The organism is Bradyrhizobium sp. USDA 4451 (genome assembly GCF_054822585.1).
In genome coordinates this window covers 2,634,480-2,650,448 of the sequence record NZ_JBTRCH010000001.1, presented here as the reverse complement: position 1 = coordinate 2,650,448, position 15,969 = coordinate 2,634,480, and the positions used below count along the sequence as shown (strand labels likewise).

Here is a 15,969-nt window from a genome sequence, read left to right as displayed (position 1 = left end):
TTGGCTTGCTCAGCTTGCTCAGTGTCATCACCCGCGCATGCGGGTGATCCAGTATTCCAGAGGCGGCCGTGCTTGAGCCGATAGGCCTCGGCGTACTGGGTCGCCCGGTCGAGCCGGGCGACGACAACAATGGATGAGGACAAAACTTCACATCCTCTCAGGTGTGCAATTGCGCCCGATCGCGGTCTTCTGGTTGCACTCGGGCGTCTAGCCGTGCGGCCAGGCCTGCATTGCCAAGCGGCCGATCTCGCCTAACTTCTCGCGCGATGCTCCGTCGCGCGCCTGGACAGCCAGGCCGCGAACGACCGCGCTGTAATAGGCGGCCAGCATGTCGCAATCGGTCGCCGGCGGCACATCGCCGTTGGCAATGCCCCTGCGCATGCGCTCGGCCATCACGCTTTCCGAGAACGCGCGATGCTCGACCATCATCTCACGAATGTTCTTCATTCCCGGCGAGCAATGCGTCCCGGCCAGCGAGATCATGCAGCCAAGCGGGTGATCGCCTCGCGTGAACTCGTCTGCGGTGGCCGCGAGCAAGTGCGCGAATGCGGTTCTGGTGTCGATCGACGGATCATTGAGAATGGCGAGAAACCATTTGCCCGCCCAGTCGAGATAGCTGCTGGTCGCTTCGCAATACAGCGCTTCCTTACTGTCGAATGAATTGTAGAAGCTCGAGGCGCTGATCCCCATCGCATCAATCAGCTCGTCGAACGACGTGCCTTCATAGCCGCGTTCCCAGAACAGCTTCATCGCAGCCTGCAGCGCGGCGGCGCGATCGAAGACCAAAGGCCGTCCTCGGCCGCGCTTTGGGTTGCGCACCTTGCGGTTACGGACCGTGTCGTCCCTGGTGTCGTCCCTGGCTTTCTTCCCTTGGATTATTTTTGGTGTCATCGCTCCAAAATTCCTTGAACGGCGCCTCCCCGAAGTTATATCGCCCCGAAGATATTGGAGGGCTTGCTCCAGATATCAACCCCGCGCGGTATTTTTCCACTCCGGCAACGACAGTGACCAGGCAACACCGACCCGATGCGCCGCAACGCTCAGCCTGCCGTTGGCGGCGCCTCGCCCGGCCAGGCTTCGGGCGGCCAGGCAAAGAATGACGGACGTCTCATGGACCAGATCACCGACAACACGAAGGTAGCACGCGAGCCGCTCGATCGATCGGGAGGGCAACCGCGCAGACGCAGCTGGCGAACCGGCGTCATCGTCGCGGCAATCGCACTCGCCGTCGGATCGGTTTATTTCGGCTTCGCGCCCCATGGGGGCAACAAGGCGGCAGCGGTCGCACCGCCGGCGCCTCCGGTGACAGTCAGCCAGCCGCTGCAGCGCGAGGTCAGCAACAGGATTGACTTCCTCGGCCAGTTCTCCGCGGTCGACCGCGTCGAGCTGCGTGCCCAGGTCGGCGGCACTCTGACCGAGATTCGGTTCAAGGACGGCCAGATCGTTCACAAGGGCGATCTTCTGTTTGTCATCGATCCGCGCCCCTACGAAATCAAGCTCGCTCAAGCGCAGGCCGCGCTGCAGACAGCAAAAGCCCGCGTCGAGCTCGCCAACAATCAGCTGACGCGCGCGACGTCACTCAAGCGAAGTGACTTCGCGACGCAGGAAACCGTTGATCAGCGCACCAACGACCAGGACGCATCGCAAGCCGCGGTCGAAGATGCCAAGGCGCGCGTGCGCGACGCCGAGCTTGATCTCGACTACAGCCGCGTGCGAGCGCCCTTTACGGGACGCATCGGCGCGCGGCAGGTTTCGATCGGCAGCCTGATCGCGGGCAGCCGCGCCGCGACCAGCCCGACGACATTGCTGGCGACGCTGGTCTCTCTCGACCCGCTCTATGTCGATTTCGACATGAGCGAATCCGATTTCCTGACATTCTCGCGCGCGCGAGCCCGTATTCAGGGGCCGCTTGCCAACAAGGTCCTGATCCGGCTTTCCGACGAGAATGATTTCAAGCGCGACGGAACGCTCGATTTCATCGATAACGCGCTCGATCGCTCCAGCGGCACGATCCGGGCGCGCGCGACGGTGCCGAACCCCGATCTCCTCCTGGCGCCCGGTGCGTTTGCGCGGTTGCGGGTCGAGATCGCGCCGCCGGCGCCGGCCTTCTTGCTTCCCGATGCCTCGGTTACGCTCGACCAATCGCAACATCTGGTGATGACCGTCGGGCCCGACTCCGCGGTCAAGCCGAAGATCGTGACGACGGGCGATCTGCGCGGCGGGTTGCGGGTGATCCGATCGGGCCTCGAGCCCGGTGACCGCGTCGTCATCGACGGCCTGGTACGTGCCATTCCCGGCTCAAAGGTCACGCCGCAGGACGGCACCATTCACTACGACACGAGCGCCGACGGCCGCGGCTAGGTCAAAGACTGACAGCAAGACCAGGCGTCGCTTTCCTGACTTCCGGAGCTTCAAATGAGCCACAGCTTCATTGACCGGCCGATCTTCGCCACGGTCCTCAGCGTGTTCGTGACGCTGATCGGTCTCGGCGCGCTCGCGATCCTGCCGATCGCGCAGTATCCGGAGATCGTGCCGCCCACCGTTCAGATCACCACAAGCTATCCCGGCGCCTCCGCCGAGGTGGTCTCGCGCACCGTTGCGACGCCGCTCGAGCAGGAGATCAACGGCGTCGAGAACATGCTCTACATGAACAGTCAGGCGACCGGTGACGGCAAGCTCACCATAACGGTCACGTTCCGGATCGGCACCGACCTCAACGTTGCGCAGATGCTGACGCAGAACCGCGTGCAGGATGCCCTGCCGCGGCTTCCGGAAGACGTGCAGCGGCTCGGCGTGCAGGTCAGGAAGGCGACCCCGAATATCCTGCTCGCCGTTCACCTCTATTCGCCGGATTCTTCACGCGACCTGCTCTACATCTCGAACTACGCGACATTGCATGTGAAGGATGTGCTGGCGCGGTTGCCGGGTGTCGGCGACGTGACGATGCAGGGCGGCCGCGAGTACGCCATGCGCATCTGGCTCGATCCGGACAAGGTCGCGGCTCACAATCTGAACGCAAGCGAGGTGCTGGCCGCGCTGCGCGCCCAGAACATCCAGGTATCGGCCGGAATTCTGAACCAGCCACCGGTCGCCTCGAAGCAGGCCTATCAGCTCAACGTGCAGACGCTCGGACGTCTCTCGACGCCGGAGCAGTTCGCCTCCATCGTGCTGAAGTCGGATGGCGAGGGTCGCGTGACGCGGTTGCGCGACGTCGGGTGGGTCGAGATCGGCGCCTCCGATTACGGCTCGACCGCCTTCATGGACCGGCAACCCGGCTTGCCGCTCCTGATCTTCGCCCAGCCAGGCGCCAACTCGCTGGCCGTCGACAAGGAAGTGCTCGAGGCGATGCAGAAGCTCGGCAAGGAATTCCCGCCGGGCGTCGAATACAAGATCATCTATGACCCGACCATCTTCGTCGGCAAATCCGTCGACGAGGTGATCAAGACGATCTTCGTTGCGATCCTGCTCGTGGTCGGCGTGGTGTTCCTGTTCCTGCAAAGCTGGCGCGCCGCGATCATTCCGGTGATCGCGATCCCGGTCTCGCTGGTGGGAACATTCAGCTTCCTGTATCTGCTCGGCATCTCGCTGAACAATCTTTCGCTGTTCGGACTTGTGCTGGCGGTGGGCATCGTGGTCGACGACGCCATCGTCGTCGTGGAAAATGTCGAGCGCAATCTCGAGCGTGGCATGACCCCGGTCGAGGCCGCTCACGTCACCATGACGGAAGTCGGGGGCGCCTTGATCTCGATCGCCCTGACGCTGTGTGCCGTGTTCGTTCCGTCAGCGTTCCTGTCGGGTATCACAGGTCAGTTCTTCCGCCAGTTCGCCGTGACGATCGCGGCGTCCACGCTGATATCGTGCTTCGTGTCGCTGACCTTGAGCCCCGCGCTCTGCGCGGTGCTGTTCAAGGCGCATGAGCCCGGCCGCAAGGCGCAGGGCTCGTGGATCGCCCGGCTGCTGCAGGCAGGGTTTGCCCGCTTCAATGTCGGCTTCGAATGGCTTTCGACCAGCTATGGACGGCTGACGCGGCGGCTGGTGCAGATCACCGGGGTCGTGCTCGTGATCTATGCGGCGCTGATCGGCCTTGCCGGCTTCCAGTTCGCACGGGCGCCGACCGGCTTCATTCCCGAACAGGACCAGGGCTATCTGATCACGGTGTTGCAGCTGCCGCCCGGCGCGACGCTCGACCGGACCGAAGCGGTCGTGAAGAAAGCGATCGAGATCATCATGTCGACGCCGGGTGTGGAGCACGTCGCGCCGTTTGCGGGGCTCGATGCCACGACCTTCACGATCGCCTCCAACGCCGGAACGATCTTCTCGGGCCTGCCGTCGCTATACAATCATGAGGTCGACGGCGTGACCGCGGCCAGCGTGCTCGCCGATTTGCGCAAGCGGCTGTCGGTGATCCAGGAGGCCTACGTGCTGACGATCCCGCCGCCGCCGGTGCAAGGCATCGGCAATGCCGGCGGCTTCAAGATGATGCTGCAGGATCGTGCCGGGCTCGGCTCTGAGGCACTCGCCAAGGCGGCGCAGACGCTGGTCGCCGCCGCCAACAAGGATCCGAGCTTCGCCGGGGTCTTCACCCTGTTCGGCACCCGCGCGCCGTCGGTCTATGCCGACATCGACCGCGAGCGCGCCGAGAAGGTCGGTCTGACGCCGACCGATGTGTTCAGCACCCTGCAGGTCTATCTCGGCTCGCAATATGTCAACGACTTCAACTATCTGGGCCGAACCTACCAAGTGATCGCGCAGGCCGACGGCTCGTTCCGGCAGGACCCGCAGGATGTCGCGCGGCTGAAGGCCCGCAACTCTTCGGGCGAGATGGTGCCGATCGGCACCGTGGCGCGGATGAAATCCGAGAACATGGCCTATCGCGTGCCGCGCTATGACCTGTTCCCGGCGGCCGAGGTGATGGGCGTCGCGGCGCCCGGCGTGGCGACCGGCAGCGCGCTGCATCGGATGGAGGAGTTGGCCCATGAGGTTCTGCCGCCCGGCATCGGCTTCGAATGGACCGAGCTTGCCTTTCAACAGCAGCTGCCGGGAACATCATCGCTGCTGGTGTTCGGCGCCGCCGCTTTGTTCGTGTTCCTGGTGCTCGCCGCCCAGTATGAAAGCTGGAATCTGCCGCTTGCGGTGGTGATGATCGTGCCGATGTGCCTGCTCGCCTCCGTGACGGGCCTGCTGTGGCGCGGCATGCCGATCGACGTGCTGGCCCAGATCGGCTTTGTCGTGCTGGTCGGTCTGGCAGCCAAGAACGCGATCCTGATCGTGGAGTTCGCGCGCCAGACCGAGGAGACCGGTGCGAGCCCGGCTGAAGCTGCCGTCACGGCGGCACGCACAAGGTTGCGGCCGATCCTGATGACGTCGCTCGCCTTCATCTTCGGCGTCGCGCCGCTCGTGGTCGCAACCGGCGCCGGCGCGGAGATGCGCCAGTCGCTCGGCACCGCGGTGTTCGCCGGCATGCTCGGCGTGACCGCCTTCGGCCTGCTGTTTACCCCAGCGTTTTACACCGTGGTCCGCAAGTTCGGGCGCAAGCCGCAGCGCGTAGCAACGCACGAAGCCACATCTTCGGGGAGTGTTAGCAAGCACAGCAATCCCATGGGGAGCGTACATCCAGCCGAATGATCCTGTCGCAAGCGTGCGGTGAAGCGACCGGCGCAATCCGGGCTGCGGAATTCGGGTGCCGTTCGAGCCCATTCTCCGGACGACTATCTGATTTTTCGGCTGGCGCAGCGGGCCATGTGCCGCTAAGCCGGTAGCATGCATACGAAGACCGACAGCCTTCCCTCCTCCGCGGAGGCACTGCGATACCCCTGGGAAAACCATCCCGGCCACGACCAGGTCGTGGAGGTGGCGCCCGGCGTGCTGTGGGCGCGGCTGAAGCTGCCGTTCCGCCTCAACCATGTGAACATCTACCTGCTCGCCGACGGCGACGGCTGGACCATGGTGGATGCCGGTTTCGGCAACGAGGAATCGATCGCGGCCTGGACCACGCTGTTCGAGGGACCGCTGCAGCACGTCAAGGTCAAGCGGCTGATCGTGACGCATTCGCATCCCGACCATGTCGGTCTCGCCGGCTGGATCACCGAGCGGTTCGACTGCCCGCTGTTCATGTCGCAGGTGGAATATCTGCAATCGGTCTATCACCAGAACCGCGGCACCGAGGAGCGGCGCAACGCGCAGCGGCTGTTCTTCCGCCGCCACGGCATGGACGAGGACCTCACCGAGAAGCTGCTCGGCCGCGGCCAGGATTACCTGAAGCGCGTCTCGGTGCTGCCGCCGTCCTATCACCGCCTCACCCATGGCGACGAGGTCGTGATCGGCACGCGGCGCTTCAAGGTGATCACCGGCGGCGGCCACGCGCTCGACCAGGTGATGCTGTATTGCGCGGCCGACAAATTGTTCCTGTCCGCCGACCAGGTGTTGAGCAAGATCTCGCCCAATGTCAGCGTCTGGGCGGTCGAGCCCGAGCAGAACTCGCTCGGCGAGTATCTGGCTTCGCTGGCGAGCCTGACCACCACGCTGCCCTATGACGTGATGGTGCTGCCGGGCCATGGCGTGCCGTTCTACGGGCTGAAGACCCGGATCAAGCAGCTCGCCGACCACCATGAGGAGCGCTGCCGGCTGATCGCCGAGGCCTGCCGCGAGGTGCCGCAGACCTCCAAGGAACTGGTGCCTGTGGTGTTCCACAAGCACGTGCTGGACGAGCACCAGATGGGCTTCGCCGCCGGCGAGCTGGTCGCCCATGTCAACTACATGCTGGTCGAGGGCCGCCTGACGGCCGCGATGCACGCCGACGGCATGCTGCGCTTCAGGACGACCTGAGCCCGCCGGGCGATCATACCCCGGGCTATTTGTCCGGAATCAAGCGGGATGGACGGCCGCTAGGGCAATTTGCCCAACTGCGACGAATGCCGAGATGTGGGCCAGTGCATGGACATTAGAGCTGGAAAAGCTCTAAGAAGAGGCAGTCGTTCCGGTCAGGTTCCGCTTTCTGGGTTTGCCGATGGATTACAGCCAGTTTTTCAACACCGCCCTCAACCGCCTGCATGACGAGCGGCGCTACCGGGTGTTCGCCGACCTCGAACGGATCGCGGGACGCTTCCCGCACGCGACATGGCATTCGCCGAACGGCAGCCGCAACGTCGTGATCTGGTGCTCCAACGACTATCTCGGCATGGGCCAGCACCCCAAGGTGGTCGGCGCCATGGTCGAGACCGCGACCCGGGTCGGCACCGGCGCCGGCGGCACCCGCAACATCGCGGGCACCCATCATCCGCTGGTGCAGCTCGAAGCCGAGCTCGCCGACCTCCACGGCAAGGAGGCCTCGCTGCTGTTCACCTCGGGCTATGTCTCGAACCAGACCGGCATCTCGACGCTCGCCAAGCTGATCCCGAACTGCCTGATCCTGTCGGATGCGCTGAACCACAATTCGATGATCGAAGGCGTGCGCCAGGCCGGGTGCGACCGCCAGATCTTCCGCCACAACGACGTTGCACATCTCGAAGAGCTCCTGATCGCCGCCGGCCCCGACCGGCCGAAGCTGATCGTCTGCGAGAGCCTCTATTCGATGGACGGCGACGTCGCGCCGCTCGCCAAGATCTGCGATCTGGCCGAAAAATACGGCGCCATGACCTATGTCGACGAGGTGCATGCGGTCGGCATGTACGGCCCGCGCGGCGGCGGCATCGCCGAGCGCGACGGCGTGATGCACCGGATCGATATCCTCGAAGGCACGCTCGCCAAGGCGTTCGGCTGCCTCGGCGGCTACATCGCGGGCAAGGCCGCGGTGATCGATGCCGTGCGCTCCTATGCGCCGGGCTTCATCTTCACGACCGCGCTGCCGCCGGCGATCTGCTCGGCCGCGACCGCTGCGATCCGCCACCTCAAGACCTCGAGCTGGGAGCGCGAGCGCCACCAGGACCGCGCCGCCCGCACCAAGGCGATCCTGACCGCGGCCGGGCTGCCCGTGATGTCGAGCGACACCCATATCGTGCCGCTGTTCGTCGGCGATCCCGAGAAGTGCAAGCGCGCCTCCGACCTGCTGCTCGAGGACCACGGCATCTACATCCAGCCGATCAATTATCCGACCGTCGCCAAGGGCAGCGAGCGGCTGCGCATCACGCCCTCGCCCTACCATGACGACGGCCTGATCGACGCGCTGGCGGAAGCCCTGCTCCAGGTCTGGGACCGGCTCGGCCTGCCGCTGCACCAGAAGCCGCTGGCCGCCGAGTAACCTTATCGGTTTTCCGCCCCCGAATTCGGGCCGGCCGTGCATCGCGCGGCCGGCCCTTTGCGTTATAATCCTGATCCCGGGCCGCTTTGTTTGAGCATGATCTTTTCGGAAAACCGCTTCACACTTTTCCGGATCATGCCCTAGAGGCCGGGAACAGGAGATGAGCAGCGATGCTGCACGATTGGGGCGTGATCGCCACGGCGTTCGCCTACATCGGATTGTTGTTCTTCATTGCCAGCCGCGGCGACCGGACGCCGCCGGACGCGCGCGGCCGCGCCAGCCACTGGATCTATCCGCTGTCGCTGGCGATCTACTGCACCTCCTGGACCTTCTTCGGCTCGGTCGGCTTCGCCACCCGCACCAGCATCGACTTCCTGGCGATCTATGTCGGCCCGATCGTGATGGTCGGGCTGTGCACCCCGCTGCTGCGCCGCGTGATCGCCCTCGCCAAGTCGCAGAACATCACCTCGATCGCCGACTTCATCGCCGCGCGCTACGGCAAGAGCCAGGCGGTCGCGGCCACCGTGGCGCTGATCGCGATCATCGGCTCGGTGCCCTACATCGCGCTGCAGCTGAAGGCGATGGCTTCGTCGCTGGAGACCATCCTGAGCGAGGACCAGGCGTTCTCGAAAATCCCTGTGATCGGCGACATCGCGCTGATGGTGACGCTGGCGATGGCGGTGTTCGCGGTGCTGTTCGGCACCCGCCACACCGACGCCACCGAGCACCAGCACGGCCTGATCCTGGCGATCGCCGCCGAATCCATCGTCAAGCTGGTCGCCTTCATCGCCGCCGGCGCCTTCGTCACCTTCTGGATGTTCTCCCCGGTCGAGCTCTATGAGCGCGCCCTGAAAACGCCGGAGGCGGTGCGCGCGATCGAATATGTGCCGTCGATCGGCAATTTCCTGATCATGACGCTGCTGTCGTTCTGCGCGATCATGCTGCTGCCGCGCCAGTTCCATGTCAGCGTGGTGGAAAACTCGACGCCCGCCGAGGTCACCCGCGCGCGCTGGCTGTTCCCGCTCTACCTCGTCGTGATCAATATCTTCGTGATTCCGATCGCGATCGCGGGCCTCGTGATCTTCCCGTTCGGCGCTGTCGACGCCGACATGTTCGTGCTGGCGCTGCCGATCGAGGGCAATTCGCAACTGCTCAGCCTTGCGGTGTTCGTGGGCGGCCTGTCGGCGGCGACCGCGATGGTGATCGTCGAATGCGTCGCGCTGTCGATCATGGTCTCCAACGACATCGTGCTGCCGCTGGTGCTGCCGCGCAGCGACGACGCCCGTGCCGGCCAGAAGGATTTTGCCGATTTCCTGCTGAAGGCGCGCCGCTTCTCGATCTTCGCCATCATGGTGCTGGCGTATTTCTATTACCGCGCGCTCGGCAATACCCAGCTGGTCGCGATCGGCCTGCTGTCGTTTGCCGCGATCACCCAGCTCGCGCCGGCCTTCTTCGGCGGCCTGTTCTGGCGCAGAGCCACCGCACGCGGCGCCATGGCGGGCATGCTGGTCGGCTTTGCGACGTGGCTCTACACGCTGTTCATCCCGAGCTTCCTGGAAAACTCCACCGCCGGCCTGATGCTGCTGCAACACGGGCCGTTCGGGATCGAGGCGCTGCGGCCGCAGGCGCTGTTCGGTGCCGACCTGCCGCCGCTGCTGCACGGCGTGCTGTGGAGCCTTGCGCTCAACGTCCTCACCTATGTGCTGTTCTCGCTGGCCCGCGCGCCGTCCGCGATCGAGCTGTTGCAGGCCGACGTGTTCGTGCCCAACGCCCTGGCCCCGATCGCGCCGAGCTTCCGGCGCTGGCGCACCACGGTGACGGTGCAGGACATCCAGAGCACGGTGACGCAATATCTCGGCCCCGACCGCACCCGCGAGGCGTTCGCCGCGTTCGCCGCCGACCGCAACATCGTGCTGCAGACCGCGGCACCGGCCGATTTCGAGCTGCTGCAGCACGCCGAGCGGCTGATCGCCTCCTCGATCGGCGCCGCCTCCTCGCGTCTCGTGATGTCGCTGTTGCTGCAACGGCGGACGGTATCGGCCAAGGCCGCGCTGAAGCTGCTCGACGATTCCCACGCCGCGCTGCATTTCAACCGCGAGATCCTGCAGACCGCGCTCAACCATGTGCGCCAGGGCATCGCGGTGTTCGACGCCGATCTGCAGCTGATCTGTTCCAACCGCCAGTTCTCCGAACTGCTGGCGCTGCCGTCGCATCTGGTGCAGCTCGGCATCCCCTTGCCCGAGATCCTCGAATATATGGGCGCGATCAGCCCGCCGGCGGCCGGCGACGGCGAAAGCCTGCTGCAACTGCGGCTGCGTGCCTACACCACCGAGGGCGAGCCCTATCTGGAGCGCTTCACCGACCGCCATCTGGTGATCGAGGTGCGCGCCAACCGGATGCCGGGCGGCGGCCTCGTCATCACCTTCTCCGACGTCACGCCGAGCTTCGAGGCCGCGGAGGCGCTGGAGCGCGCCAACGCGACGCTGGAAAAGCGGGTGCGCGACCGCACCGAGGAGCTGACGCGGCTGAACTCGGAGCTGGCGCTCGCCAAGGGCATCGCGGAAGATGCCAACGCCTCCAAGACGCGGTTCCTGGCGGCGGCCAGCCACGACATCCTGCAGCCGCTGAACGCGGCGCGGCTCTATGTCACGAGCCTGGTCGAGCGCCAGAACGGCGGTGAGGATTCGCGCCTGGTCGAGAACATCGACGACTCGCTCGAGGCGATCGAGGACATCCTGGGCGCGCTGCTCGATATCTCCAGGCTCGATGCCGGCGCGATGACGCCGGCGATCACGAGCTTCCGGATGGCGGACCTGATGCGCTCGCTGGAGATCGAGTTCATGCCGATCGCCCGCGACAAGGGCCTCGATTTGCGCTTCGTCGCCTGCTCGCTGCCGGTCGAATCCGACCGCTCGCTGCTGCGCCGGCTGTTGCAGAACTTCATCTCCAACGCGATCAAATATACCCCGCGCGGGCGCGTGCTGATCGGTTGCCGTCGCCGCGGCGACACGCTGCAGATCAGCATCTACGATACCGGTGTCGGCATCCCCGTGCAGAAGCGCGGCGAGATCTTCAAGGAGTTCCACCGCCTTGAGCAGGGTGCCCGGATCGCCCGCGGCCTCGGCCTTGGATTGTCGATCGTCGAGCGGCTGGCGCGCGTGCTCAACCACCGCATCGCGATCTCGGCCAATGTCAGCGGCGGCTCGGCGTTCTCGGTCACCGTGCCGGTCGCGACCGCAGTCAACCACACCGCAGCCGTCACCAGCGCCACCCCGCTGGCGAAGACGCCGATGAGCGGCTCGCTGATCGTCTGCATCGAAAACGACCCCGCCATTCTCGACGGCATGAAGACGCTGCTGACGGCGTGGGATGCCGAGGTGATCGCGGTGCTCGATGCCGACGGCGCGATCAGCGCGATCGAGGCCGCCGGCAGCCGCGTCACCGGCGTGCTGGTCGACTATCACCTCGACCGCGGCAACGGCGTCGCCGCGATCCGCGAGATCCGCCGCCGCTTCGGCGACGGCATCCCGGCGATCCTGATCACCGCCGACCGCAGCCCGGCCGTGCGCGCCGCAGCGCGCGAGGAAAACATCGCGGTGCTGAACAAGCCGGTGAAGCCGGCCTCGCTGCGCGCCCTGCTCGGACAGTGGCGGACGCAGCAGATGGTGGCGGCGGAATAGCGGCGAAGGTGCGCGATCCAAGTCAAACCACGCATTCCGTCATCCTGACGTGCGAGCAGAGCGAGCCTCGAAGGATGAATCGGCCCGGCTGGTGGCCGTCGACCCTTCGAGACGCGCGCAAGAGCGCGCTCCTCAGGTGACGGAGTTAGGCCCGGCGGAACGCTAGCTCGACGGCGTGCCCTGGCGCCACTGGCCGCCGGCGATCTTGGCGGCGGCGATCACGGCTTGCGTCCGGCTTTCGACGCCGAGCTTCTGCAGGATGGCCGAAACGTGGGCCTTGATGGTCGCCTCGGAGACGCCGAGCTCATAGGCGATCTGCTTGTTCAGCAGCCCCTCCGACAGCATCATCAGGACTCGCACCTGCTGCGGGGTCAGCGTCACCAGGCGGTCGCGCAGCCGCGTCATGTCGGGATCGCCGGCCGCCGAGAGGTCGGTGTCGGGTGGAACCCAGACGTCACCCTCCATCACCTTCATGATGGCATCGCGCAGCGTCTCAACACCGAAGCGCTTGGGGATGAAGCCGGAGGCGCCGAAATCCAGCGAGCGGCGGATGGTTCCGGCATCGTCGCTGGCGGAGACGATGACCACCGGGATCGCCGGATATTGCGCCCGCAGATAGATCAGACCGGAAAAGCCGCTGATCCCGGGCATCGAGAGGTCGAGCAGGATCAGATCGACTTCGGAGTCCCGTTCCAGCAGCGCGGTCAGATCCTCGAACGATCCGGCCTCGCTGATCGTGGCCGAACTCACGACGCTTCCCACTGCCTGACGCAACGCATCGCGGAACAGCGGATGGTCGTCGGCGATGACAAGATGAGTATTGGCAGCAGCAGTCATCTCAGTCCCACTAGCGGATCTCGGCAGATCCGCGCCGTTTGGTTGTGACCCGCGCGCCAGTATCACGCAAGTGCTTGATAATACCAGATGCCAACGCAGTTAACCCGCCGAACTTGTGCGCTGCAACAGATGCGCGTGGGGGCGTTCCACTCAGTTCTCCCCCTTGAAGATAAGTTCACGCGTGCAAAAGCCAAAAGTCTTATTGGGGCGGGTTTCGCTGCGATGTTACTTTGAAAGGAAGCGTCAGGCTCATTCGGGCCTGGTCAGCCAAGCGGGGGCTCGCATGGCAGCAATAATTCGGGGGGAGCTATCCAGATGTCCACAATGACTGCAACTTCGGCGCGGCCCGCCGGCATGACCAAGGATGAGCGTTTCGTCATCCTGGCATCGTCGCTCGGCACCGTGTTCGAGTGGTACGACTTCTATCTCTACGGTTCGCTGGCCGGCATCATCGGCGCGCAGTTCTTCTCCGACTATCCGCCGGCAACCCGCGATATCTTCGCGCTGCTGGCGTTCGCCGCGGGCTTCCTGGTGCGCCCGTTCGGCGCGATCGTGTTCGGCCGGGTCGGCGACATCGTCGGCCGCAAATACACCTTCCTCGTCACGATCCTGATCATGGGCCTGTCGACCTTCATCGTCGGCCTGCTGCCCAACGCCAAGACCATCGGCATCGCGGCGCCGATCATCCTGATCTCGCTCCGCCTATTGCAGGGTCTCGCGCTCGGCGGCGAATATGGCGGTGCCGCGACCTATGTCGCCGAGCATGCGCCGCAGGGCAAGCGGGGCTACTACACCTCATTCATCCAGACCACGGCAACCCTCGGCCTGTTCCTGTCGCTGCTGGTGATCCTGTTTACCCGCACCTTCACCGGCGAGAAGGATTTCGCCGAGTGGGGCTGGCGCATCCCGTTCCTGGTGTCGGTGCTACTGCTCGGCATCTCGGTCTGGATCCGTTTGCGGCTGAATGAATCGCCGGTTTTCCAGCGCATGAAGGAGGAGGGCAAGACCTCCAAGGCCCCGCTCACCGAAGCCTTCGGTAACTGGGCCAACGCCAAGATCGTGATCCTCGCGCTGCTCGGCCTCACCATGGGCCAGGCGGTGATCTGGTACACCGGACAGTTCTACGCGCTGTTCTTCTTGCAATCGATCCTGAAGGTCGACGGTTACACCGCCAACCTCCTGATCGCCTGGGCGCTGCTGCTTGGCACCGGCTTCTTCCTGGTGTTCGGCGCGCTGTCGGACAAGATCGGCCGCAAGCCGATCATCCTGGCAGGCTGCCTGATCGGCGCACTGACCTTGTTCCCGATCTTCAAGATGATCACGACCAACGCCAATCCGGCGCTGGAAAAGGCCTATGAGACGGTCAAGGTGCAGGTCGTTGCGGATCCCGCCGGCTGCGGCGATCTGTTCAACCCGGTCGGCACCCGCGTCTTCTCGGCGCCGTGCGACACCGCCCGCGCCTTCCTTGCCCAGTCGTCGGTGAAGTACTCCACCGTGCCTGGCCCGGCCGGCGCGCCGGTGAAGGTCATGGTCAACGATAAGGAGGTGCCGTACACGGACGCCAAGACGTCGAACCCCGCGATCACCGCGGCCGTGCAGGCGGCGGGCTATCCGAAGGCGGGTGACGCCGGCATCGTGAAGATGTCGAACCCGTTCGACGTGTTCCGTCCGCAAGTGGCTGCGATCATCGGACTGCTGTTCATCCTGGTGCTCTACGTCACCATGGTCTACGGCCCGATCGCCGCCATGCTGGTCGAGCTGTTCCCGACCCGTATCCGCTACACCTCGATGTCGCTGCCCTATCATATCGGCAACGGCTGGTTCGGCGGCCTGCTCCCGGCGACCGCGTTCGCGATCACCGCCTCGACCGGCGATATCTACTCCGGTCTCTGGTATCCGATCATCTTCGCGGCAATCACCGTCGTGGTCGGCGCGCTGTTCATTCCGGAAACCAAGGACGTCGACATCACCAGGACCTGACCGTCGACATCTCGGTCAACATGCATCGGCCGCGGAGCGATCCGCGGCCGATGTCGTCTTAAGCGGCGACGCGAACGCGTCAGCGCGTGGCGCCGATGAATTGCAGCACGATCTCGCGGCGGTGCGGCCGGGCGCGATGCTCGATCAGGTAGATGCCCTGCCAGGTGCCGAGCGCCATCTCGCCGTCGAGCACCGGGACCTGAAGCGAGGTCGCCGTCAGCAAGGTCTTGATATGTGCCGGCATGTCGTCGGGGCCTTCGGTGTCGTGACGCCAGCCGCCGTTCGCGGGCGCGGCGCGATCGAGCGCCGTCATCAGGTCGACCAGCACCGTCGGATCGGCATTCTCCTGGATCGTCAGCGAGGCCGAGGTATGACGGATGAACAGCGTCACCGCCCCCTCGCCGGCGCGCACCTCGCGCAGGAATTTTGCGACCTCGCGCGTGATGTCGATGAAGCCGCTGCCCTGCGTTTCGACCGTCAGGCGCGACGAGACGATGCTGGTTGCGGCGACGGAGGACGGCGCCGAGCGGACCATTTTTCTCGGTGAGTTCATCTGTACTTTCTCAGCACGTCGTCCCGGCGAAGGCCGGGAGCAATACGTCGCCGCCCTTCAGTTAGGAAGATTTGGAGTTACCAACTTAGCCACCCAACTCCCAGCGGTGGTTATGGGTCCCACCAGGCCGGGATGACAGCGATGGCGCCGCCTCAAATCTTGCCGCCATTGACGTCGCGCTGCACACGGTTGGCCATCTCGATCAGCCGCCGCCAGGCCCGCTCCAGGAACGACATCATGCGATCCATGTCGCGGTCGCTCGGCAGCGGGATTTCGATCTTGCGCTCGCCCTCGGCGATTTTCGGCTCCGGCTTCTTCAGCTGATCGGATTTCGGCAGCGCCTCGTCGGCCTTCGCCGACGGTGCGCGCGCGGCGAGTTCGCCCTTGAGCTTGTCATTGTCGGCTTGCAGGCGTCCGATCTCGGCATCCAGCGCGGCGCGCTCGTCCGGCACCATATAACAGGCCCAACCGGCGCTGGAATTGGTGCAGGTCGACACCGCGCCGGTGCGCGTATCGAGCCGCAGGAATCCGTCGCCGGCCGGAGATAACGCGTAGCGGCCGTTCTCGGTATCGGGCGCGGTTTGCGCGGAGACCGCAGCGCTCGAGATCAGCACCGCAGCAATTGCGATCGACAATCTCGACGGCGACATCGCGATGGGCATGGCTTGCTCCGCCTCAACCTG

General features: G+C 65.1%; 10 protein-coding genes. 6 read left to right on the top strand and 4 right to left on the bottom strand.

Features of this window, described 5'->3' with window-relative positions:
- Window positions 1-207: 207 nt before the first annotated feature.
- Entirely contained in the window at window positions 208-786 is a 579-nt protein-coding gene (locus tag ACVMB0_RS12220; RefSeq protein WP_461346379.1) for a TetR/AcrR family transcriptional regulator, read from the bottom strand.
- A 324-nt stretch (window positions 787-1,110) separates the two neighbouring features.
- Between ACVMB0_RS12220 and ACVMB0_RS12215 the strand changes: the two genes are divergently transcribed.
- The 5 genes from ACVMB0_RS12215 (at window position 1,111) to ACVMB0_RS12195 (ending at window position 11,916) form a co-directional block, all read left to right on the top strand.
- Window positions 1,111-2,361 carry an efflux RND transporter periplasmic adaptor subunit gene (locus ACVMB0_RS12215; RefSeq protein ID WP_461346378.1) on the top strand — a complete coding sequence of 417 codons (1,251 nt, stop codon included), beginning with the start codon at window positions 1,111-1,113 and terminating at the stop codon, window positions 2,359-2,361.
- A gap of 54 nt (window positions 2,362-2,415) precedes the next feature.
- Window positions 2,416-5,625 (top strand): efflux RND transporter permease subunit, encoded by a 3,210-nt coding sequence (locus tag ACVMB0_RS12210; RefSeq protein WP_461346377.1) that lies wholly within the window; start codon window positions 2,416-2,418, stop codon window positions 5,623-5,625.
- Between the two features lie 135 nt (window positions 5,626-5,760).
- The gene (locus tag ACVMB0_RS12205; protein WP_456750716.1) at window positions 5,761-6,825 is read left to right on the top strand and encodes an MBL fold metallo-hydrolase; all 1,065 of its coding nucleotides are present in this window, start codon (window positions 5,761-5,763) and stop codon (window positions 6,823-6,825) included.
- Window positions 6,826-7,006: 181 nt separating this feature from the next.
- Window positions 7,007-8,236, top strand: a complete 1,230-nt coding sequence (gene hemA / locus ACVMB0_RS12200; protein ID WP_461346376.1) for a 5-aminolevulinate synthase — start codon at window positions 7,007-7,009, stop codon at window positions 8,234-8,236.
- Between the two features lie 170 nt (window positions 8,237-8,406).
- A complete protein-coding gene (locus ACVMB0_RS12195) occupies window positions 8,407-11,916 on the top strand; it encodes a PAS domain-containing hybrid sensor histidine kinase/response regulator (protein ID WP_461346375.1) in 3,510 nt (1,169 codons plus the stop codon).
- A 162-nt stretch (window positions 11,917-12,078) separates the two neighbouring features.
- Here ACVMB0_RS12195 and ACVMB0_RS12190 read toward each other — a convergent pair whose 3' ends face one another.
- Window positions 12,079-12,753 (bottom strand): response regulator, encoded by a 675-nt coding sequence (locus tag ACVMB0_RS12190; RefSeq protein WP_212021572.1) that lies wholly within the window; start codon window positions 12,751-12,753, stop codon window positions 12,079-12,081.
- Window positions 12,754-13,068: 315 nt separating this feature from the next.
- On the opposite strand from ACVMB0_RS12190, the gene ACVMB0_RS12185 reads away from it, so the two are divergent.
- Window positions 13,069-14,733, top strand: a complete 1,665-nt coding sequence (locus ACVMB0_RS12185; RefSeq protein WP_456750719.1) for an MFS transporter — start codon at window positions 13,069-13,071, stop codon at window positions 14,731-14,733.
- A gap of 79 nt (window positions 14,734-14,812) precedes the next feature.
- On the opposite strand, the gene ACVMB0_RS12180 is transcribed toward ACVMB0_RS12185, so the two are convergent.
- Window positions 14,813-15,286, bottom strand: a complete 474-nt coding sequence (locus ACVMB0_RS12180; RefSeq protein WP_461346374.1) for a secondary thiamine-phosphate synthase enzyme YjbQ — start codon at window positions 15,284-15,286, stop codon at window positions 14,813-14,815.
- 152 nt (window positions 15,287-15,438) lie between these two features.
- On the bottom strand, window positions 15,439-15,948 hold the full coding sequence (locus ACVMB0_RS12175) for a hypothetical protein (protein ID WP_461346373.1): 510 nt from the start codon (window positions 15,946-15,948) through the stop codon (window positions 15,439-15,441).
- Window positions 15,949-15,969: the final 21 nt, after the last annotated feature.

Coding starts and splice junctions, on each gene's coding strand:
- ACVMB0_RS12215 (WP_461346378.1), top strand. CDS start 1,111: ATGGACCAGATCACCGACAACACGAAGGTAGCACGCGAGCCGCTCGAT.
- ACVMB0_RS12210 (WP_461346377.1), top strand. CDS start 2,416: ATGAGCCACAGCTTCATTGACCGGCCGATCTTCGCCACGGTCCTCAGC.
- ACVMB0_RS12205 (WP_456750716.1), top strand. CDS start 5,761: ATGCATACGAAGACCGACAGCCTTCCCTCCTCCGCGGAGGCACTGCGA.
- hemA (WP_461346376.1), top strand. CDS start 7,007: ATGGATTACAGCCAGTTTTTCAACACCGCCCTCAACCGCCTGCATGAC.
- ACVMB0_RS12195 (WP_461346375.1), top strand. CDS start 8,407: ATGCTGCACGATTGGGGCGTGATCGCCACGGCGTTCGCCTACATCGGA.
- ACVMB0_RS12190 (WP_212021572.1), bottom strand. CDS start 12,753: ATGACTGCTGCTGCCAATACTCATCTTGTCATCGCCGACGACCATCCG.
- ACVMB0_RS12185 (WP_456750719.1), top strand. CDS start 13,069: ATGTCCACAATGACTGCAACTTCGGCGCGGCCCGCCGGCATGACCAAG.
- ACVMB0_RS12180 (WP_461346374.1), bottom strand. CDS start 15,286: ATGAACTCACCGAGAAAAATGGTCCGCTCGGCGCCGTCCTCCGTCGCC.
- ACVMB0_RS12175 (WP_461346373.1), bottom strand. CDS start 15,948: ATGCCCATCGCGATGTCGCCGTCGAGATTGTCGATCGCAATTGCTGCG.